Origin of the sequence: Lysinibacillus sp. NPDC093692, from assembly GCF_050280125.1 — a bacterium.
In the GTDB taxonomy this organism is placed as follows: Bacteria; Bacillota; Bacilli; order Bacillales_A; family Planococcaceae; genus Lysinibacillus.
On sequence record NZ_JBNNUW010000012.1, the window covers coordinates 99,841 to 120,699 of the forward strand.

The following is a 20,859-nucleotide window of genomic DNA, read 5'->3' on the forward strand; positions in this document are numbered from 1 at the left end:
CGTGTTCTACAATTGGAATACGGTCTTTTCTACGGAGGAAGATATATGTTTCACTATGAAATAAATACGAATGATTTGACAGTCGAGGACCTATTGCGCAATCATTGGCGACTCGGCAAAAAGCTAGTCCATGAACTAAGAATGGCAAAGGCTATCACAACTGTTGACGGAGAGCCTATTCAGTGGAAAGATCCACTACAAGTAGGAACAATCATAAAATTTACATTCCCGATTCCGACATCCAATTATCAACCGACACCGGTTTGTGCAATTGATGTCGTCTATGAGGATGACCATTGTTTGATCGTTTCTAAACCAAAAGGCATGTCGACACATCCAAATGATGAGCGTGATACTCATACTTGTATGAATCATGTTATGGCTCATATTAAACAGCAAGGCGGCACTTATGCGGAACATGTCCATCGTTTAGATAGAGGGACACAAGGTTTGTTACTTGTAGCAAAACATCCTTTAGCAAAATCAATCTTTGACCGTATGATTGAGGAAAAATCAATTATTCGAACATACGCTGCAGAAGTGCAAGGAAATTTACGTTCTTCATCTGGCACAATTTCTGAAGCAATCGGGAAAGACCGACATCATGCAACAAGACGTGTCGTTTCTAAAACTGGACAGCATGCAGTGACACACTATGAAGTTGTAGCTCGCTATAAAAGCTCTTGTGTTGTCCATCTAATTCTTGAAACAGGGAGAACACATCAAATTCGCGTACATTTAGCACATCTCGGTCATCCGATTATTGGCGATACAATGTACGGAGCAAGAGAAACGGCAAGTGATGATTACGAGCTTCATGCTATTCAATTGGAATTCGAGCATCCATTTTTAAATAAGCAGATCGTTGTAAAGGACGAGAAATAATTGTTGCACTGCACTTCCAACTAACAATTGGAGGTGCAGTTTTTTTATTCCTTTTTTATATAAGTTGATTTCCGTTATGGAAATAAGTTTTTACTTATTATTCTTTAAAAGTATAAATATATCATTTTACATTTCTTTCATCTATTTTTTACAGCAAATTTAATATACATTTCCATTATTGGTAATGACGATGGATTTCTTTCATGATAGAATTAGAGTGAAATATCAGTCATCTGACTAATATAAGGGGGAAATTATTGATGAAATGGGTTAAAAGTATTGCAGCAACAACTCTAGTTGCGAGTTTACTAGCTACACCCGGTTTTGCCGCACATGCAACAGAAACAGCACCAACAGCTACGAAAGATGGTTTCAAATTAACAGTTTTACACTCAAATGACACGCATGCACACGTTGAGGATGCTCCAAAGCGTGCAACAAAAGTAAAAGAACTTCGTGCTGCAAATAAAAATTCACTTCTTTTAGATGCTGGTGACGTTTTCTCTGGTACTTTATACTTTAACGAATTTGCTGGAGAAGCTGATATGAAGTTAATGAACTTAATGGGTTATGATGCCATGACTTTTGGTAACCATGAGTTCGATTTAGGATCAAGCCCAGAAGGACATGCTGCACTTGCTAAATTCGTTAAGGGTGCAGGTTTTCCATTATTAGGAAGTAACCTTGACTTTTCAAAGGATTCTTTATTCGACGGCTTACAATTCAAAACAGTCACTAAAGACTTTGAAAACGGTAAAATTTATGACGGTATTATTAAAGAAATCGCCGGAGAAAAAGTAGGTATTTTCAGTTTAACAACAGAAGAAACACCTTCGATTTCAAGCGTTGCTAACGTTCAGTTTGCTAACTATATCGACTCTGCGAAAAAAGCAGTAGCAGAATTTGAAAAACAAGGCGTTAACAAAATTATCGCATTAACACACATAGGCTTCGATGACTCCGCAGATTGGGATAATGATCAATTACTAGCGAAATCTGTAGAAGGCATTGATGTAATCGTAGGTGGTCATACACATACTAAATTAGACAAGCCTGTGAAAGCTGAAACACCATTTAAGAACCCTACAATTATCGTTCAAACAGGTCAATATAGCGAAAATTTAGGTGAATTAGATTTAACATTCAACGATAATGGCGCCGTTGTTGACTACTTCGGTCAATTACATGCTTTAAATGATAAAGAAAAGCCCGTAGAAGCCGATCCTGAAGCTACAGCACTTTTAGCTCCATATAAAGAGAAAATTTCAAAAATATTAAATCAATCAACAGGTAATACAGCTGTTTCACCACTAAATGGCGGTCGTAATCTTTGGGGTGTTCGTGCTGGAGAAACAAACCTTGGTAACTTAATTACTGATGGTATGCTTGCTGGTGCTAAAAAAATTGACCCTGAAGTACAATTTGCATTCCAAAATGGTGGTGGTATCCGCGCAAGCATTGATGCAGGAGATATCACTGTTGGCGAAGTTATGACAGTCATGCCATTCGGTAATGCACTTGGCATCGTAAAATTAAAAGGTTCTGAAATCTATGAAATTGTTGAACATAGTGTGAAAGAGTTCCCTAAAGAATTTGGTGGCTTCTTACACTTCTCTGGTTTACAAGTAGAATTTGATGGAAAAGCACCTGCTGGTAAACGTGTTAAATCTATTAAATTAAATGGTAAAGAATTAGATAAAGCAGCCTATTATAAAGCTGCAACAAATACGTTCACTGCTAAAGGTGGAGACGGCTATGATACACTGAAAAAAGTTTATGAAGACGGCCGTGTAAGTGAACCTGGTACAATTGACTATGAAATGTTTATCGAACACTTAAATACACTGAAAAAAGTTGATGCAAAAGTAGAAGGTCGTATTATTGCATCAATTCCATTTACAGATATCGTAAAAGGATCAGAAACAGAAGGCTATGTTCGCGACCTTTATTACCGTGATTTAACAAACGGTACTTCTGCAACAATTTATTCACCAAACGCAAACTTAACACGTGCTCAAGCTGCATCATTTATCGCACGTGCCTTAAAGCTTGAAGCTAAAGGTCAAGCACCATTCTCGGATATTGCTAATGTAAATGCTGAAACACAAAAAGAAATTATAGCACTTGCTGAAGCTGGAATTGTAAAAGGTGTGAATGGTAGTAAATTCAATCCTAATGCAAAAGTAACTCGTGCTCAACTTGCTTTAATGTTCGCTCGTGCGTATAACTTACAACATGACGCAAAAACAGGTTTAAAAGCTGATTTCAGTGATATTTCTAAATACGACGCTGAAACACAAAATGCTATCGCACTTCTGAAAGACTTAAAGATTGTTAGCGGCGCAAACGGCAAATTTATGCCTGGTAACAACGCTACACGTGCACATATGGCAAAAATGCTTTCTAACTACGTTCCTTTTGTAAAAGAATCTAAAGAATAATTTTTAAAATCCCGCTTCTCTATGTAGAGAGCGGGATTTCATGTTTAAAAACTATTGTAAGTATGGCTCTTCGGCAAAACGAAAGGTTGATTTCCGTTCCGTCTGGCGCTTTGTAGCTGTCGCTTCGCTTTCGCACAGAGCAGAGCTTCCTGGGGGCGTCCGATGAGCCCCAAGGAGTCGCCAACCCCCACTCCAATCAACCACTTCACAAAACGTATATTTTCTGAGATGTCACTTTAATCTATTAATATGAAACTTCAGCAGATGTTTTTTGTGAAAAAGTGAAGTCGTTGCCACAGGACTTATCAACAACTAAGTTCCTCTATTTCAGCGGTTGTTTGGACACCCGCTGAAAAGTAGTTAAAAATTAAATTTAAAGTTATCTGGGTCTTGCCCAAATCGTTCATTGCGATTTACTGTAGCTATTTTATCCATTTGTGCTAGTGTTAATTCAAAATCAAAAATCTGTGCGTTTTCCTCAATACGACTTGGTGTCACAGACTTTGGAATAATAAGTGTATCATTTTGTAAATGCCAGCGCAGCACTACTTGAGCAGCTGTCTTCCCTATTTCGTGACCAATTTCAATAATCATTGGATTATCAAGCACACCACCGCGACCTAATGGAGACCATGCTGTAACAGCAATTCCATGCTCGCTACAATATGCTCTTAATGGATCTTGCTGTAAATATGGATGCACCTCTACTTGATTGACCATTGGTGCAATATTTGCTTTAGCTAATAGCTTTTGTAAATGGTGCTCATGGTGATTTGAGACCCCTGTTGCACGAATTAGTTTTTCATCATATAAACGCTCAATTGCTCTATACGTCTCTTCAAATGTTTCAGGAACTGCCCAATGCGTTAAATATAAATCTAAATAGTCCATATTTAACTTTTTCAAAGATCCTTCAAAAGCTCGTAATGTTTCATCATAACCTTGGTCATTATTCCAAACCTTTGTCGTCACAAAAATATCCTCACGTTTAACGCCTGAATGACGAATAGCTTCACCCACCTCAGCCTCATTACCATAAAGCGAAGCAGTATCTATAGCTCGGTAACCATATTTAAGAGCTTTATCAATAGCCTGCAAAGTCTCATCACGCTCTGTCATTTTATAAACACCTAAGCCAAAGCGAGGCATTTCCACACCGTTTGTTAATGTTTTTGTTGATTGTAAATTCAAGAATAACAACCCCTTTCTTTTCCTAGTTCCATTATACAAAAAATTGGTTTTAAGAAACATCAGGAAAGTTTACGGGGGAATTACTTATTGTTCTTCTGCTTTCTCTTCATAATCATCCACTTGGATAGGGTCTGGAATTCGATCGTCTTCTATAAGCTCTTGACCATCACGTAAATGCTCCATCTGCTTCCCCAAATCCTGTAAATCTTTAAAATTTCTAGCCATTGTACCGTTTTCGATATTTGGAACCTTTTTTTCCACTATCATCACCTCTCTTATAGTTTTCCCTAAATAGTTATTTCTGAACCATTTCTGACATATTTTATTCCGCTACGTCGTTTCATTTTTATAATAGATAGGCTATACTAAAAAGAGATGTCTTTATAAACATGAGGAGGGTTCTTCCATGAGTTTAATATTAATTATTGGTGTAACAGTAGCGTTTTTAACTGCTATTTTCACTGCTGGTTACGAAGGCGACTACAGATCAGACAAATAATACCTCGAGAAAATCACTAAGCGTAAGTATGTGCTTAGTGATTTTTTTGTTTTTTTTAAACTATTACGGCAAAAGGTATAAGGTATAAGGTGCCCTATTGTAAAAGGTTTGACTCTTCGGCAAAGCGAGGAGTTGATTTCCGTTCCGACTGGGCGCTTTGTTGCTGTCGCTTCGCTTTCGCACAGAGCAGAGCTTCCTGGGGGCGTCCGATGAGCCGCTTGGGGCAACAGGATGTTGGTCACGAAGGCGTTATCACAGGACGTGATGCTCTTAGCCTTCGTTCCCCTTCTTGCTCGCTCCAGGGTCTCGGGCCAACACGATGTTGGTCACGGAGGCGTTATCACAGGATGTGATGCTTTTAGCCTCCGTTCCTCTATTGCTGATCCCCGAGGAGTCGCCCAGTCGTAACGAAGATCAACTTATTCATATGACATTCATTAAAAAATGACATCTCAAAATTCTAATAGTGTAAAAATTTACCAGAAAAATCTGCTTGCATGACCCACCACCATAACGTTGGGTTGATTTCCACCTCCGACTGGATGCTTTCATTAGGACGCTATAGCTGCTTCGGTTACCTTTCTTATTTACTGGAACAATATAATTACTTGACTTTAATCACTTTATAAAATAAACTTACTTACATAAAGTAAGTTGATAATTAATAATAACTTTTATTTGGAGGTAATTGGCTATGCATTTTCATGAAAAACCTAACACATATGTCACAAATGTTGAAATTAAAGTGAGTGATTTACAACGTTCATTAACTTATTATCAGGAGGTAATTGGTTTTAAAGTTTTACATCAAGAATCAAATAGAACAACTCTAACAGCTGATGGTAAAACAGCTTTACTGACACTCGTCCAACCTGAAACAATAGAAGAAAAAACGAGCTTAACAACTGGACTTTATCATTTTGCAATTTTATTGCCTACTCGTCGTGATTTAGCAAATATCATTACTCATTTCCATAACAATGGTGTGTACTTCGGAGCATCTGACCATGATGTCAGTGAAGCACTTTATTTAAATGATCCTGATAATAATGGGATTGAGGTTTATGCGGATCGTCCTGAAAATGAATGGACTTGGCATTTTGACCAAGTGCATATGGTGACTGAACCTCTTAAAATCCATTCTATATTAGAGGAAGGCGATGGTAGATGGGGTGGCCTTCCAGCTGATACGGTTATGGGGCATATTCATCTATCAGTATCTAATTTAGCTGCCGCAGAGGAATTTTACACAAAAGGATTAGGATTTGAGATTGTCACTCGCTATGGCGCACAAGCTTTATTCATCTCAACTGGCCGCTATCACCATCATATCGGTTTAAACACTTGGCACTCTGAAAATGCACCAAAGCTTGGTGAAAATCAAGTTGGCTTACAAACATTTTCACTGCGTCTAGATAATGAAGAGCAAGCAGCAACAATGAAAGAAAATCTTCGTGCAATTGGTGCACCTGTTACCGATATAGATGGTGGATTCCAAACAGAGGACCCATCAGGTATCGTTGTTTTATTAAAATTTTAAAAGTGATGTTTCCGGCACTTTTGGATTCATTTTTACGAAAAAAGCAGTTCTCCTCTATGAGAGAACTGCTTTTTTTAATGTAATCCTGGATAACCTTGTTGACGTAACGCTTCATAAATAACAATGGCTGCTGTATTCGATAGATTGAGCGAACGAACATGCTCACTCTGAGGAATACGTAAGCACATATCGCGACGCTCATAGGCAAATTCCTTTGGCAGGCCAGTCGTTTCTTTTCCAAACATAAAGTAAATATCACGATCTTTATCACTAAAATCATGTGTCGTGAAGGGTTCTTCACTATATGTCTCAATTAAATAAACGTCGCCATTTTTGGATGCCTCTAAAAAGTCCTCTAGCGAATCGTGGTAAACGACATTTACACTATGCCAGTAATCTAAGCCAGCACGTTTTAGCATTTTATCGTCCGTGGAAAATCCAAGAGGACGAATTAAATGTAATGAGGTATTTGTTCCAGCACATGTGCGTGCAATATTCCCTGTATTCGCTGGAATTTCTGGTTGATATAAAACGATATGCAATGGCATAACGATACACTTCCTTAACTAAAAAATTGTAAACCTTTATAAATTTCAACGAGTACTTCCTCGTCTCGTTCTTTTGCTTTTGCCTCAAGTAATGCAGATTGGGCCTGCACCCCGCCTATCTTACCTAAAGCCCATGCTGCTGTTCCTCGAATAACAGGTCGTTCATCTTTTTCAAGAAGTGCTACTAAATCTGGTACTGCAGCTTCTTCTTTAAAGTGCGCAAGTGCCAAAATAGCATTGCGTTGAATCGGCTTTTTCCCCCGCCACGAACCAGAAACATGTCCAAACTTTTCTTTAAAGTCACGATTTGAAATCGTTAAAAGTGGAACAAGTAATGGCTTTGCAAGCTCTGGATCAGGCTTAAATTCCTCATGTATCCAATTAATCTTGCCTTTATTCTTTGGGCATACAGTCTGGCATGTATCGCAGCCATACAAACGATTACCAATATGGGTACGAAACTCATCAGGTAGCATTCCCTTAGTTTGCGTTAAAAAGGCTATACAACGTTGTGAGTCTAGTTGTCCCCCCTCGATTAAAGCGCCAGTTGGACAAACATCTAAACATAAACGGCAATCCCCACATTCATCCTCCATAGGCTTATCAGGCGCAAAAGGGATATTCGTAATAAGCTCTCCTAAATATACATAAGAACCAAACTCAGGTGTAATAATCGAGCAGTTTTTTCCGCTCCAGCCTATCCCAGCACGTTCTGCAACTGCCCTATCCACAAGTGCCCCCGTATCAACCATCGATTCAATACGTACACCTTCTATACGCTCCTCAAGCCAGGCTGATAATAATTTCAATCGCTCACGTAATGCTGTATGATAATCGACACCCCAGGAAGCACGGCAAAAAATCCCGCGTCTTGCTCCCTTCTTGCCAACAGGTGCATTTTGCATGCGCGACGGATAGGCTACAGCGATCGCCACAATGCTCTCTGCTCCCTCTAACAATTGTAGGGGTTCGGTACGTTTTTCAACATCGCTTTCTTCAAAGCCAGACTGATAGCCAAGTTCTTGCTGACGGCGCAGTCTATTTTTTAATTCTGTAAATGGAGCTGCTGTTGTAAAGCCAATTTTGTCTACACCAATGGACATTGCATACGCCACAAATTCACGTTGTAGGTCATGTATGTTCATTTCATTTCCAACTCCTTACATGATACAATAATAGAAATAGATAAAGTAGGTGATGTTTTATGGAAATTACAATTAATCAATCTCTATTGACACAACATCCCGAGCTAAAAATCGGCATTATTCATTATACCAAAATTGTCGTTTCAGAATCTCCTCAAATGATTAAAGGTCGCATGCAATTGTATCAAGAAAATCTCTTTTTAGAAATGCAAGATCGTCCTGTAACGCAACGTGAGGGTATCGCAGAATGGCGACAACTATGGAAAAAGCTTGGCGCAGATCCGAACCGCTATCGTCACTCAGCAGAAAGCTTAATGCGCCGAATTAGTAAACAAAATTATTTAACACCACTTCACTCAGGTGTTGATTTAAATAATTTCTTCTCCCTCCAATATGAGATTCCAGTAGGTTTATATGATATGGCTAAACTAAAAGGGAATATAGAAATCGCACTTGGCAACGAGGATACTGGCTATGAAGGTTTAAATGGTCGTTTTAATGCATTAAAAAATATCCTTTATAGCTGTGATGCTGAAGGAGCATTTGGGTCACCATTTGTCGATTCTAAACGTACGTCTGTTTCAGAGGAAACGACCGAGGCTCTACATATTTTCTATCTTCGCCCATCATTATCAGAGGAAAATGCGAAAGAGCTTCTTGCATCTGCTGGTAAGATGTTTAACCAAGTTCATGGTGGCGATTATAAAATGGCCCTATTAACAAACGCAGCACCATCTACAACACTATAAAAGGACGTGTTTTCATGATTAATCTTGCAGAAGCCGTTAAGCTCAAGAGTATTTTAGCAAAAAAAGTACAGGAGCTTATTGGCGAATTAGAACGTAGCGCTTTTGTAACTGTTGAAAAAGGACAAGCACCTAAAACAAGTAATCGCGCAATGACAGTAATTGAAGCTGAATTGGCTCAAGTACGTCTCGATGTTCGAACATTGGATCGTTTAGTATATGAAGCAAATATAAAAAACTCAGTAGACTTTAAAGGTGAAAAACTAGCATTAGTTGAAGCCATTGAACTCGCTACACAACTCCGTGCAGATGTCGAGCTTTGCAAGGAGTTTAGTATGCATGAAAAAGAAAGTGTACGCACGGGCTATGGTGAAACTACAATGCTTTATGAAATTGCTATGTATGAGCCAGATGATTATCGTGAACGTGCTATTACACTAGAAAAAGATGCCCATAAATTATCGAATCTTATTAATGCAAAGAATTATAGTGTTGAAATCAACTTTGATGATTCTCGTTATTTCTAATCAAATCGTAAAATACTGCAATAAAAAAAGCATCCTTCTTGAACTGCACCTCCAATTGGGTTTAACAATTGGAGTACAGCTTTTGGATGCTTTTTTTCTACTTTGTTAAATCAAAATTAATTCCAATTTTCCCTAAATCCATATCAGCAATAAGGAAAGTTACATTATGATTAGTATTAGGATCAGTATAAGTATGAGTACCTTTATTCTCATTTCCAGCTTTATCTAATTCATCAATAAGTTTATCTACATTCACTCCTAATATAGCAGCCATTGATATAGCGGAGGAAATTCCTTCTCCCCATTCATCTCCCTCTTCATTTACTTCGTTTTCTGGCACTCCTTCCATAGAAACCCCATATCCAATTATTTTTTTATCATTGTTATATTTAGCTTCTACTTTATAATGACCCTTATATTGTTTAAAATCAGTTTCCAATAAGATTTGTGAGAATGTATTATTCTCTTCTTTATTCAGTTCACTAGTAATTGGTTCTGAAATCTCATCTATTACGATTGGATCTTCTGGATCCTGTTTAAATACATCAACTTTGACATTGTATTTTTTAACAAGCTTTTCTACCGCAGCCTTTGATTCAGGATCGACCTCTTCAAATTTTACTGGAACGACTTTCTTTTCCTCAGCTGGTTCTTTCTCTACAACATCTTCTTTTTTTACATCTACCTCTTTTTTCTTCTCTGTTCCCTCTCCGGAACATCCAACTAGCATAACTGCTAGAAGTAATAATAAAGCTTTCTTCATTACCTTTTTCCCTCCGAATGCATATCAATAAAAATATACTTTACTAGATTCAATGAAATAGAATTATGGTGAAAAAAATACTTAAATTTCTATTTAATATCCTCTTATTATAATTCTTACAAAACTGGATGTATATTACCATGATTATCATTCGACATTTTTCGACATTTTGGAGAAATTAAGGTTTTGCGGGATATTAAAACTATGTTTAAAAGCTTAATTGCACCGAAGCAATTACAATTGACAAACCGAATTTTTATGGCTTCTCAACCCCAGTAAAAAGCAATAAACACTTGTATATCAAGATTTAAACTAGTAAAGATTAGGACGAGTATGTGTACAGGAATAAACAATTCAAATATAAAATAATATTGACATTTATCCTCAGCATGTCACTGTGAGCCTTTCGAAAATTTGTAACAAATATGAATCTTTGCTCGTTATTAGAGTATGTAATTTATTAGTAATGACTTACAGTACGTCCGATGAATTAGAGCTTTTCATATCATAAGGAAATGTATACAATAGGTTATGGAGTCGATAAGACTTCATATCAAATTGGATGTGCTGTTTTCAAAACTAGCTTTTTGGAGCTAACATAAACGAAACCAATGACAAGTTACCTGTTACTGTATGACCAATGACTAATAACCAACTATATGCAATGGCCATACCTGTGAACTTAATAAATCATTCGAAAACGCCATCCAATAGCTCTCTTACACCTTGTGTGTGGGAGGGCTTTTTAAATTCGCAATGAATATCAACAAAGTCAAAATCAACATTTTTAAATTTTTAATTATATTTTGATAATTCACTTTCGTTGACTCTCACTCATCTCGTGTGCAGGAGAGTTTTTTCATGTCTATTTGTTCACTAATATGGACACAATGGCTATATCAAATGAAAGGGGTTATACAATGACAAAACAACATGATTCAACAGACGAGCATGACATGACCTTGACAAATCGACAGGGGCATCCTATTACTAACAATCAAAATATACGAACTGTCAGTAATCGAGGACCTGCAACCCTTGAAAACTATGATTTTATAGAGAAAATAAGTCACTTTGACCGCGAAAGAGTTCCTGAGCGTGTTGTTCATGCTCGAGGTGCTGGGGCGCATGGCTATTTTGAAACATACGGAGTAGTCGGGGATAAGCCTATTTCTAACTATACAAGAGCTAAAGTATTTCAGGAAAAGGGCAAGCAGACGCCTGTTTTTGTGCGTTTCTCAACCGTTATTCATGGTGGCCATTCACCAGAAACATTACGAGATCCACGAGGCTTTGCTGTAAAATTTTATACTGAGGATGGTAACTGGGATTTAGTCGGCAATAATTTAAAAATCTTCTTTATCCGCGATGCTATGAAATTCCCGGATATGATTCACGCCTTTAAGCCTGATCCTATTACAAATATCCAAGACGTTGAACGCTTTTTTGATTTCTGTGCAAGCTCACCAGAATCTTTTCATATGGTGACATTCATTTATTCACCATGGGGTATTCCAGCTAATTATCGAATGATGCAAGGCTCTGGTGTCAATACGTATAAATGGGTCAATGGCGAAGGTAAAGCAGTCCTTGTAAAATATCATTGGGAACCTTTACAGGGCATTAAAAACTTAACACAAAAAGAAGCGGAAGAAATCCAAAAGAAAAACTTTAATCATGCCACGCAGGATTTATACGATGCAATTGAAAAAGATGATTACCCTGAATGGGAGCTTAACGTCCAAATTATGGAGGATGGTTCGCATCCAGAGCTTGATTTTGATCCATTAGATGATACGAAGCTTTGGCCTAATGATCAGTTCCCATGGTATCCAGTTGGTAAAATGGTGTTAAATAAAAATCCAGAAGATTATTTTGCTGAGGTTGAACAGGCTACATTCGGTACAGGTGTGCTTGTGGACGGATTGGATTTCTCAGATGATAAAATGTTACAAGGTCGTACCTTCTCTTATTCTGATACACAGCGTCATCGCGTAGGTGCAAACTATTTACAACTTCCTATCAATGCTCCTAAAAAACGAGTAGCAACCAATCAAAATGGTGGTCAAATGATGTATAAGCGTGATTTAGCTCCAGGGCAAAATCCTCATATTAACTATGAGCCTTCAATGTTAAATGGTTTAAAGGAAGCTACCCAAACTGCTAAGGAACATACACCACATGTGGAAGGTAATCTCGTTAGGGAATCTATTGATCGTCAAAGTAATACAAAGCAAGCTGGAGAAACGTATCGCAATTTTGAGCAATGGGAGCGAGACGAATTGCTTGAAAACTTAATTCGTGATTTAGCAGTCTGCAATAGTGCCATTCAAGAGGCGATGATCGCATTAGCGGAGGAAGCCGACGAGGAGTATGGTCGCTTGTTAAAAGAAGGGTTGCAAAAAGCTCAGAATGATTCTTCTTCATCAAAGCCACTTGGCAATATTGATGGTGATAAAGCGCCTAAAAAGGCTGTAGATAAAGGTCATGACGCAGAGCCTTATTAATAAAATAAACTCACAATAAAAACGCTCAGCACACTATAAAATGCTGAGCGTTCTTTTAATGCACACCAGGCAAAATTTTCAGTACCTTTTCCTGTGCATCTAAAATAGCATCTACCCCTAATGGAATAGCAATATTCGTTGAATCATGACCAATTTTAAAGCCTGCTACAACCGGAACGTCCAAATCCGCAAAATAGTCCTTCATTAAAGTCATTAGTGCCGCTTCATCCGCTTCCGTTTGCGTGAAGGAACCTATCATAACACCTGCTAACTGTTCAAGCTTTCTCGCCTGTTTTAATTGCTGCAACATCTCATCGATTCTTGGAATAGTTTCTCCAAGCTCCTCGATCAATAAAATGCGACCTTCCGTGCGCACTTCAAATTTAGTACCTAATGTGTTAACAAGACGACGTAAATTGCCACCAATAATCTGGCCACGAGCAACACCAGGTGCAATCGTTGTTAACGGCGCAATATCCTCCGTATACTGTAACTCCATCGGTGAAAATAACTGTAAAAACATTTTCTTTGATAAATCATCTATTCTATCTACTGACATAAGGAGCGGTCCATGAAACGTCACTAAATTAGCATATTCATTAATCGCACAATGTAAATATGTAAGATCAGAGAAGCCCCAGAAGATTTTCGGATTTTCCTCTAGTAGTCCGTAGTCAATCTTTTCCGCAATTCGTGCAGAGCCATAGCCCCCCTTAACACAAAAAATTGCCTTCACCTCTGGATTTCTCACCATCTCATGAAAGTCAGCCAGACGCTCCTCATCATTACCTGCAAGATAATCATGCTTTGCCTGAATCGTATCCCCAATTACATAGTTAAGACCTAACTCTTCAAGAAAGGCTATTGCATCTCCTAGCTTTTCGGGCTTTACTTGACTTGATAAAGCCACAAGACCAACTGTATCGCCCTTTTCTAAATGTGGTACGGTGCTTTTCACCCTAACCCCTCCTATTGTTTTTCTCATTCTAGCATATAGATAATATTGTAGCATTGATTAATGGCGAAGCTAATGCCTATAACATCTAAATGTCCGGGTGAATACAACGACTTTGGCGGGGCTATCCATGATTTTGGCTGTTCTATCCACGATTTTGATTGTTCTATCCACGACTTTGATTGTTCTATCCACGACTCTGGCTGTTCTATCCACGACTTTGATTGTTCTATCCGTCGCTTTCGCCTTTCTTTCCGTCGCTTTGCCAATTCTATCCGTCGCTCTAATTTCTTTCCGTCACTTCGGCCCTTCTTTCCGTCACTCTCGCCTTTCTTTCCGTCGCTTCGCCAATTCTATCCGTCGCTCTGACTTCTATCCGTCACTTCGGCTCTTCTTTCCGTCGCTTTCGCCTTTCTATCCGTCGCTTTGCCCATTCTATCCGTCGCTCTGATTTCTATCCGTCACTTCGGCTCTTCTTTCCGTCGCTCTCGCCTTTCTTTCCGTCGCTTCGCCAATTCTATCCGTCGCTCTGACTTCTATCCGTCACTTCGGCTCTTCTTTCCGTCGCTTTGCCAATTCTATCCGTCGCTCTGATTTCTATCCGTCACTTCGGCTCTTCTTTCCGTCGCTTTGCCAATTCTATCCGTCGCTTTAATTTCTATCCGTCACTTCGGCTCTTCTTTCCGTCACTCTCGCCTTTCTTTCCGTCGCTCCCGCCTTTCTATCCGTCGCTTTGCCCATTCTATCCGCCACTCTGATTTCTTTCCGTCACTTCGGCTCTTCTTTCCGTCACTTCGGCTCTTCTTTCCGTCGCTCTCGCCTTTCTTTCGTCACTTTGTCAATTCTATCCGTCGCTCTGATTCCTATCCCCGTCCCTTCGAATTCAAAAAAATAAGCGCAGACTTCAAATAAAATAAAGTCTACGCTTAACGCTTAATTTCTATTTTGTTCCGCCGTAAATAACCGTTACATTCGGATGGTTTAATAATTGGCTTGCTGGGAAATCTTCAGTGATGATTCCACTTTTTAATTTTTCCATAGCCTCTAGTTTTTTCTCACCAAATGCAATTAGGACGATTTCCTTGGCATTCATAATAGATTGAATACCCATTGTAATAGCATGCGTCGGTACATCCTTAGAGTCTTCAAAATAGATGGCATTTTCTGTGCGTGTAGATTCTGTTAACTCTACGATATTAGTCAGTGATTCGAAAGATGTGCCCGGTTCGTTAAAGCCAATATGTCCGTTAACGCCGATGCCTAATAGCTGAATGTCAATGCATCCCGCTTCCTTGATTCGAGCATCATAAGCGACACACTCCGCATCTAAATTTTCTGCCTTGCCATTTGGTAAATGTATATTTTCTTCCTTAATATCTACATGATTGAATAAGTTCTCATGCATAAATGTCCAATAACTTGCGGGACTTGATTGGTCGAGACCTACATATTCGTCTAGGTTAAAAGTGATCACGTCGTTAAAAGAAATATTTCCAGCTTGTTGGCGTCTCACTAATTCCTTATACATCCCTACTGGAGAACCACCAGTTGCTAATCCTAAAATACTTGCTGGCTTTGTTTGTAATTGTTTAGTGAAAATATCCGCTGCTACTTCGCTCATTTCATCGTATGAATTTACTTCTATCCATTTCATTTCGCATTTAATTTCGCTTGTCATTCGTATACCTACCTTACAATCATTATTATTAACTAGACTAATAGTGAATATTATTCTTATAGTAGCTAATATTTTAATTTTACAAGTTATTTACCTATTTTTCTATTATTTTCTTACTAATAATCACGTGTATTCTTTAGCTATTTCGGTTATGTTATTTAATAAGGAGTGAGGCGATATTATGAATTCACAAATACAGCAATATTTGAAGCTTATTCAATTTCAAGGATCTTTAGAGCCTTCCATTAAGCTACTTGGTCAGCTCCAAACAAGACATCTACATATAATTCCTTATGAGAACCTAGATGTTGCCTTGAAATATGGCATCTCCTTCGCTATCCCTGACCTTTTTCAAAAAATTATTATTCAACATCGTGGTGGAAATTGCTTTGAACTAAATATTTTATTTAGTTGGCTTCTTCGCGAGCTTGGCTTTTCTGTAACCAATCGCTATGCTCAGTTTTGGCGCAACGTTGAAGATGATACTCCTGTTGAGGATGTACCTATGCACCAGCTATTGCTTGTCCACTTTGCTGGGCATTCATATATTTCAGATGTTGGGGTAGGTGCAGTAGCCCCTTGTAAGCCAGTGCCACTAATAGCTGGGCATCAACACCGTGAAGGTAATGAACTTTATAAAATTGAACGAGATGAAGTGAACGGCTGGATGCTATACGAACAAACAAAACAGGGTTGGCGTTTACTATATAGTTTTTTCGATGACGCTAACGATGCAAAGTTTGCGCCAAGACTTTCTAAACAAAAAAATAAAATTGCTATGATTCGTACCCCTCGCGGACGTCATACAATGCTTAACAATGAATTCCGAATCTACGAGGGACAATCCCTAACGGCCTATTCAACTCATAACGAAAAGGATTGGCGACAAGCACTTCATCGTTTTTTTCATATTACATTAGATTAGATGCTTCATGACAAAAAGCAAGCCTCCTCATTCATAGGAGACTTGCTTTTCATGTAGCTAACATTTAATTGGCTGTACGATCGAGTAACTCATAAACAACAACATCATTGTAAAGCTCTTTAACTAAACCGATACCTTCGACAAAGTAATATGTTGAAACTCCATCACTGTATATGGACTTTTCTTCTAGAACAATTACATTATTATAATTGACACCACCTGCTTGGACAGTGCCATCTGTTGCTTTAACAGTAATTCGGATTCCTGAAATTACCCCGTCATCATTTTCATGTGCAATCACACCAATTCTAAGTGGTAAACTGAAAGCAAAATCGTAATGCATATGTGAACTTCTGCCATTTGCTTGACCATAAAACTCGCCACTAAATAAAAGCTCATCATTAAATATCTTATTAGAATTCAAATCTGTTACGGCCCAAACATCATTACCCTCATGATGACTATACTGATATTTTAATGTATACTGTTTTTTGTCTTCCAACGAATAATGCGCATACGTATAGTCATACGCCGTATCTTTTAATAGATTCGGATTCGATAACGTTAATGCACGAGCTAAAAATGCTGAAAAATGAGCTCGCGTTAAAGGTACATTTGGCTTAAATGAACCATCATCATATCCTCTTGTTATATTATTACTATAAATTATCGATATTTCCTTATAGCCCCTTGCCTTCTCTGAAACATCTGTAAAATAGCTTGTCTCAGATCCCTTTATTTTAAATGCTCTTTGCAGCACAATCGCCATATCCCCTCTTGAAAGAGTTGCATTCGGATTAAATTTCTGTGCCGCATCGAAAATCCCAGCATTTTGCATTGCCGCAATTTCTTTATAATAGGGATGTGTAGAAGGTACATCCTGATACTTTGGATCTTTGACATTCGTCGTTTGCAATCCTAAAGCACGTGTTAACATGACAGCTACTTGCGCTCTCGTTACATATGTATCTGGTTTAAATAGGTTATTAGGATAGCCATTAATAATTCCTTTTTCCACTAAGTAATCAATTTCCGTTATCAATATATTATCCTTGGACACATCTTTGAAGCTCGCTGCATGTACACTTTCAATCGGTATTAACCAAACAGCTAATAATAGTGCACATACTATTTTTAACATCTTTTTCATGTCTTTCCCTCTCTTTCTCTACTATTCATACTATACTTTTTTAGATATTATTTCCAATCTTATTTATTAACAAACAAGCCCCAAAAATCCACTGCAAGGACTTGTTAATCAGTCAGATTATTTGTTTTGAATCATGCCAAAGCCTAGTCCAGTTGGGTCTAACAGATAGGCAAGGTAAAATTCATCAAATTCCATTTTATCTCGTACAATAGCGGCACCATTTTGCGTGCCTTCGAAATAGCTTCATCGATAGAATCAACTTCAATTTGAATACGTGTTCCAAAAGGATAGTCATGTGGTCCCTTTGCAATACCGCCGTTAATCCCTGATTTATTATCATCTCCAGTTGTTACGCCCCTATATTCCCAATTAGGTGCAGCTACTTCCCAACCAAAAACCTTGGCATAAAACGCGGCAGCTTTTTCTGGCTCCTGACTATTTAATTCAAACCCAACTACTCTCCCCATATTATTCCCCTCCTGATTTTTAAAGCATAATTCATAGTTCAACAGTTTGGTTAATATTTCTTCCAACCAAATTATGTATTAGCATAAAAGGTAAGAAACTTTTATAGCGGGCTCTGTTCGTAGCAATTATTAAAACTTGATGCTTTAGGTATTTAACCGTTCTTCTAATAGTAAAATATTGTATAATACAATTAGAACGACCGTTCAAATCTTATAAAGGGGTTAAATCATTGAATAAAAGACGTTATGATAGCGAGAAAGCAAAAGTTGAAATTATGGAACATGCGGTTAGTTTGTTTTCTCAAAAGGGCTATAATCAAACATCAGTCGGAGATATTTCAACCGCTTCAGGCTACAGCAAGGGACATATTTATTACCATTTTGAAAACAAAGAAAAACTTTTTGTACTTCTAGCACAACAAACAATGCAAGATTGGCACAACAAATGGCTTCAAAAAGATTGTATCTACTTTACGGCAGTAGAGAAACTATATGGCATGGCCATGCATGTTCTCTATCATTACCAAACACCTTTATTAAGATCCGGGCAAGAACTAGCTTCCAATCCAAAATCGAGCCCTGAATCAGTGGAACAGTTATACAATTTAGCGGTTATACCGATGGGTGCTTATCGTGCGATCCTTCAAGAAGGCATGGATCGAGGAGAATTTGTTAATGGCAATATTGATGAGTGGACAGTTCTACTAGGCACATGGCTAGGAGGCTTATGTCAACTGACAAATACGCAGGAGCTTAAAGCACTAGAATCACTCTTTAATCAGGCAGTTACCATTTTTTTAAGAGAATTAAAAAAGGTGGGATATAAATGAAAATTGCATGTATCGGAGACAGCTTAACAGAAGGTCGACCAGGGGTTTCATTTTTTAAAAGATTAAGAGCTAAACATCAACATATAGAATTTGATAATCTCGGTAAACCAGGTGAGACAGTGAAAAGCTTACACACTCGCTTAGAGAAATCGAAGCTAGCTACTTTTTATGACCTTAGCTTTCTTTGGATTGGTGTCAATGATGTCTACACTAAACTTTTGAAAGTGCAGGCACAACCGGTTTCAAAAGATCATCAAGATTTTAAAGTTTACTATGCAAATGTATTAGAAATGATTTTAGCCCCATCTAAACATGTAGTTTTAGTAACACCAGCTTTAATAGGAGAGGAAATAAAAAGTACTCCCAATATGGAATTAAAAGAGCTCTCCTCCATTATTCATTCCATTTCTTCTAAATATGAAAATGTTAGCTTTTTAAATATGCAAGAGGTTTTTGAACATCAATTAAAACATGTTACAAGTTCGGAATATGTGAACACCAATGTTATGCGAGTGATAAAAGATGTACTGTTGTATAAAGACCCTTTGCGGATTGATCGATTATCCAAAAAGAGAGGACTACATTTAACTTTGGATGGCATTCATTTAAATAGTAAAGGAGCAGAGCTTGTCGTCGAAGAATACTCAGCTGTCATCAAACGACTTCAATTGCAGGAAGACCCTGTCCATTAAGGAAATCATACGAGAGGTGATGATTATGAGAAAGGTTGCGATTGTTACAGGCGGTGTATCAGGTATAGGGAAGGCTATCTGTAAAGAGTTAGTAGGTCGACATGTATTTGTCATTATTGCAGATATTAACGAACATGATGGACGTCTGCTAGAGGCAGAACTAAATAAAGATACTTCAAATGCTCGATTTGTTGAATTAAACGTAATCGATTTCGAAAATGTTGAACATGTCATTACAAATGTATATGAGGAATTTCAACGATTAGATTATTTGTTCAATAATGCTGGTATAGCTATGTATGGTGAAATTTATGATATGACAATTGACGATTGGAAAGACATTGTGGATATTAATTTATGGGGCATTGTTTATGGTACACAAGTTGGGTATCAAATCATGAAGGACCAGGGTTTTGGACATATCATCAATACATCATCAGCTGCAGGGTTGGGACCATCTCCTATATCAGCTGCATACTCAACTACGAAGCACGCAGTTGTGGGCTTAACAACATCACTACACTATGAAGCTGAGGAATTTGGCATCAAGGTAAGCACCCTCTGTCCGACTTTCGTTGATACGCCTATTTTTGATAAAGCAACAGCTATTAATATCGATAAATCGACGATGTCCAAACAAATGAAAAAACAAAAAATGATATCTCCACAGCAACTAGCAAAAATTGCTATTGCAGGCGTGCACAAAAATAAGCCTATTATTTGTCCTATGCCAATGCGGAAAACAATGGATGTTGTCTTTACGATCTTCCCTTCGTTACACAGGGCATTAATGAGAATGGTCTGTAAAGTAAGCCGAAAAGCTCGATTGACATAAGTATTTAACGTAAAAGCTTTTTTCCAGATGGTAAAAAACCGCTATGCTTTTCTGACGGCAAGGCACGAGCCACATCAGTACAAAAAATAGAATTTTGAACACGAAGGCATATGTCTCCTTCGCTATATTTTCATTTACACTACATCGTAAAAACAATTCTAGGAGTCTCGCGGCTTTTTACCTTTATAATTTAGATAACAAAAACACTGAACGAATTAACCCCTTTTAAGAGACAAGTAGCTATTTATTATGCTCTTCTTCATTTTTCTTATAAATACCTAAGAGTAAATTAATAAGACCTATGATAAAAATTATAGGAAATAAAACCATCATAATCGATGCTGCCCAACCATTTCTAACCAATACCCCATACAATACGCCAATTAAATATGATAAAAATGGTGCAAACGCAATCATTATAATGATACCCCAAATGATATATCTCCCTTTTTCTGACCGTCCTTCGCTTAATTGGAATCCCGCTATTAACCCTACTAATACAATTATTAAGGCAATAACAAACATCATTTCAAAT

The 20,859-nt window shown here is 37.8% G+C and carries 20 protein-coding genes and 1 pseudogene; 10 read left to right on the forward strand and 11 right to left on the reverse strand.

Annotated features, from left to right (window positions below; genetic code table 11):
- Window positions 1-45 precede the first annotated feature (45 nt).
- On the forward strand, window positions 46-885 hold the full coding sequence (locus ACQKN4_RS14470; RefSeq protein WP_079563297.1) for an RluA family pseudouridine synthase: 840 nt from the start codon (window positions 46-48) through the stop codon (window positions 883-885).
- A gap of 260 nt (window positions 886-1,145) precedes the next feature.
- On the forward strand, window positions 1,146-3,326 hold the full coding sequence (locus ACQKN4_RS14475; RefSeq protein WP_427484014.1) for a 5'-nucleotidase C-terminal domain-containing protein: 2,181 nt from the start codon (window positions 1,146-1,148) through the stop codon (window positions 3,324-3,326).
- Between the two features lie 360 nt (window positions 3,327-3,686).
- On the opposite strand, the gene ACQKN4_RS14480 is transcribed toward ACQKN4_RS14475, so the two are convergent.
- Window positions 3,687-4,517: an aldo/keto reductase gene (locus ACQKN4_RS14480; protein ID WP_427484015.1), complete on the reverse strand. Its 831-nt coding sequence runs from the start codon at window positions 4,515-4,517 to the stop codon at window positions 3,687-3,689.
- A gap of 84 nt (window positions 4,518-4,601) precedes the next feature.
- Entirely contained in the window at window positions 4,602-4,778 is a 177-nt protein-coding gene (locus ACQKN4_RS14485; protein ID WP_170939047.1) for a hypothetical protein, read from the reverse strand.
- Window positions 4,779-5,710: 932 nt separating this feature from the next.
- Here ACQKN4_RS14485 and ACQKN4_RS14490 point away from each other — a divergent pair.
- Window positions 5,711-6,556 carry a VOC family protein gene (locus ACQKN4_RS14490; RefSeq protein ID WP_427484016.1) on the forward strand — a complete coding sequence of 282 codons (846 nt, stop codon included), beginning with the start codon at window positions 5,711-5,713 and terminating at the stop codon, window positions 6,554-6,556.
- Between the two features lie 74 nt (window positions 6,557-6,630).
- Here the strand turns inward: ACQKN4_RS14490 and trmL are convergent, their stop codons facing one another.
- Window positions 6,631-7,104, reverse strand: a complete 474-nt coding sequence (gene trmL, locus ACQKN4_RS14495; RefSeq protein WP_079563293.1) for a tRNA (uridine(34)/cytosine(34)/5-carboxymethylaminomethyluridine(34)-2'-O)-methyltransferase TrmL — start codon at window positions 7,102-7,104, stop codon at window positions 6,631-6,633.
- A 14-nt stretch (window positions 7,105-7,118) separates the two neighbouring features.
- Window positions 7,119-8,249, reverse strand: a complete 1,131-nt coding sequence (gene queG / locus ACQKN4_RS14500; RefSeq protein ID WP_427484017.1) for a tRNA epoxyqueuosine(34) reductase QueG — start codon at window positions 8,247-8,249, stop codon at window positions 7,119-7,121.
- 59 nt (window positions 8,250-8,308) lie between these two features.
- On the opposite strand from queG, the gene ACQKN4_RS14505 reads away from it, so the two are divergent.
- A complete protein-coding gene (locus ACQKN4_RS14505) occupies window positions 8,309-8,998 on the forward strand; it encodes a B3/B4 domain-containing protein (RefSeq protein WP_427484018.1) in 690 nt (229 codons plus the stop codon).
- A gap of 14 nt (window positions 8,999-9,012) precedes the next feature.
- Entirely contained in the window at window positions 9,013-9,522 is a 510-nt protein-coding gene (locus ACQKN4_RS14510; RefSeq protein WP_079563290.1) for a hypothetical protein, read from the forward strand.
- A 97-nt stretch (window positions 9,523-9,619) separates the two neighbouring features.
- Here the strand turns inward: ACQKN4_RS14510 and ACQKN4_RS14515 are convergent, their stop codons facing one another.
- On the reverse strand, window positions 9,620-10,285 hold the full coding sequence (locus ACQKN4_RS14515; protein WP_079563289.1) for a hypothetical protein: 666 nt from the start codon (window positions 10,283-10,285) through the stop codon (window positions 9,620-9,622).
- A 920-nt stretch (window positions 10,286-11,205) separates the two neighbouring features.
- Between ACQKN4_RS14515 and ACQKN4_RS14520 the strand changes: the two genes are divergently transcribed.
- Window positions 11,206-12,792: a catalase gene (locus ACQKN4_RS14520; protein ID WP_427484019.1), complete on the forward strand. Its 1,587-nt coding sequence runs from the start codon at window positions 11,206-11,208 to the stop codon at window positions 12,790-12,792.
- Between the two features lie 55 nt (window positions 12,793-12,847).
- Here the strand turns inward: ACQKN4_RS14520 and ACQKN4_RS14525 are convergent, their stop codons facing one another.
- From ACQKN4_RS14525 to nagB, 3 genes are all read right to left on the reverse strand, one after another.
- Window positions 12,848-13,750, reverse strand: coding sequence for a S66 peptidase family protein (locus tag ACQKN4_RS14525; RefSeq protein WP_079563287.1), 903 nt, complete (start codon window positions 13,748-13,750; stop codon window positions 12,848-12,850).
- A gap of 23 nt (window positions 13,751-13,773) precedes the next feature.
- Window positions 13,774-14,016: a hypothetical protein gene (locus ACQKN4_RS14530; protein ID WP_427484020.1), complete on the reverse strand. Its 243-nt coding sequence runs from the start codon at window positions 14,014-14,016 to the stop codon at window positions 13,774-13,776.
- Window positions 14,017-14,687: 671 nt separating this feature from the next.
- Window positions 14,688-15,401, reverse strand: a complete 714-nt coding sequence (gene nagB, locus ACQKN4_RS14535; protein ID WP_427484029.1) for a glucosamine-6-phosphate deaminase — start codon at window positions 15,399-15,401, stop codon at window positions 14,688-14,690.
- A gap of 205 nt (window positions 15,402-15,606) precedes the next feature.
- Between nagB and ACQKN4_RS14540 the strand changes: the two genes are divergently transcribed.
- Window positions 15,607-16,350, forward strand: a complete 744-nt coding sequence (locus ACQKN4_RS14540) for an arylamine N-acetyltransferase family protein (RefSeq protein WP_427484021.1) — start codon at window positions 15,607-15,609, stop codon at window positions 16,348-16,350.
- A gap of 64 nt (window positions 16,351-16,414) precedes the next feature.
- Here the strand turns inward: ACQKN4_RS14540 and ACQKN4_RS14545 are convergent, their stop codons facing one another.
- Complete coding sequence (locus tag ACQKN4_RS14545; RefSeq protein ID WP_079563284.1) at window positions 16,415-17,500, reverse strand: S-layer homology domain-containing protein; 1,086 nt, start codon at window positions 17,498-17,500, stop codon at window positions 16,415-16,417.
- Between the two features lie 117 nt (window positions 17,501-17,617).
- Window positions 17,618-17,967, reverse strand: a pseudogene (locus ACQKN4_RS14550) (VOC family protein).
- 230 nt (window positions 17,968-18,197) lie between these two features.
- Between ACQKN4_RS14550 and ACQKN4_RS14555 the strand changes: the two are divergent.
- From ACQKN4_RS14555 to ACQKN4_RS14565, 3 genes are read left to right on the forward strand one after another with little or no spacing between them, the layout of a single operon-like run.
- Complete coding sequence (locus ACQKN4_RS14555; RefSeq protein ID WP_427484022.1) at window positions 18,198-18,797, forward strand: TetR family transcriptional regulator C-terminal domain-containing protein; 600 nt, start codon at window positions 18,198-18,200, stop codon at window positions 18,795-18,797.
- A complete protein-coding gene (locus ACQKN4_RS14560) occupies window positions 18,794-19,489 on the forward strand; it encodes an SGNH/GDSL hydrolase family protein (protein ID WP_427484023.1) in 696 nt (231 codons plus the stop codon). Before ACQKN4_RS14555 ends, ACQKN4_RS14560 begins: the two co-directional genes overlap by 4 nt.
- A 19-nt stretch (window positions 19,490-19,508) precedes the next feature.
- Complete coding sequence (locus tag ACQKN4_RS14565) at window positions 19,509-20,324, forward strand: SDR family NAD(P)-dependent oxidoreductase (RefSeq protein ID WP_427484024.1); 816 nt, start codon at window positions 19,509-19,511, stop codon at window positions 20,322-20,324.
- Between the two features lie 240 nt (window positions 20,325-20,564).
- Here ACQKN4_RS14565 and ACQKN4_RS14570 read toward each other — a convergent pair whose 3' ends face one another.
- The gene (locus tag ACQKN4_RS14570) at window positions 20,565-20,852 is read right to left on the reverse strand and encodes a hypothetical protein (RefSeq protein ID WP_079563281.1); all 288 of its coding nucleotides are present in this window, start codon (window positions 20,850-20,852) and stop codon (window positions 20,565-20,567) included.
- Between the last annotated feature and the right edge of the window lie 7 nt (window positions 20,853-20,859).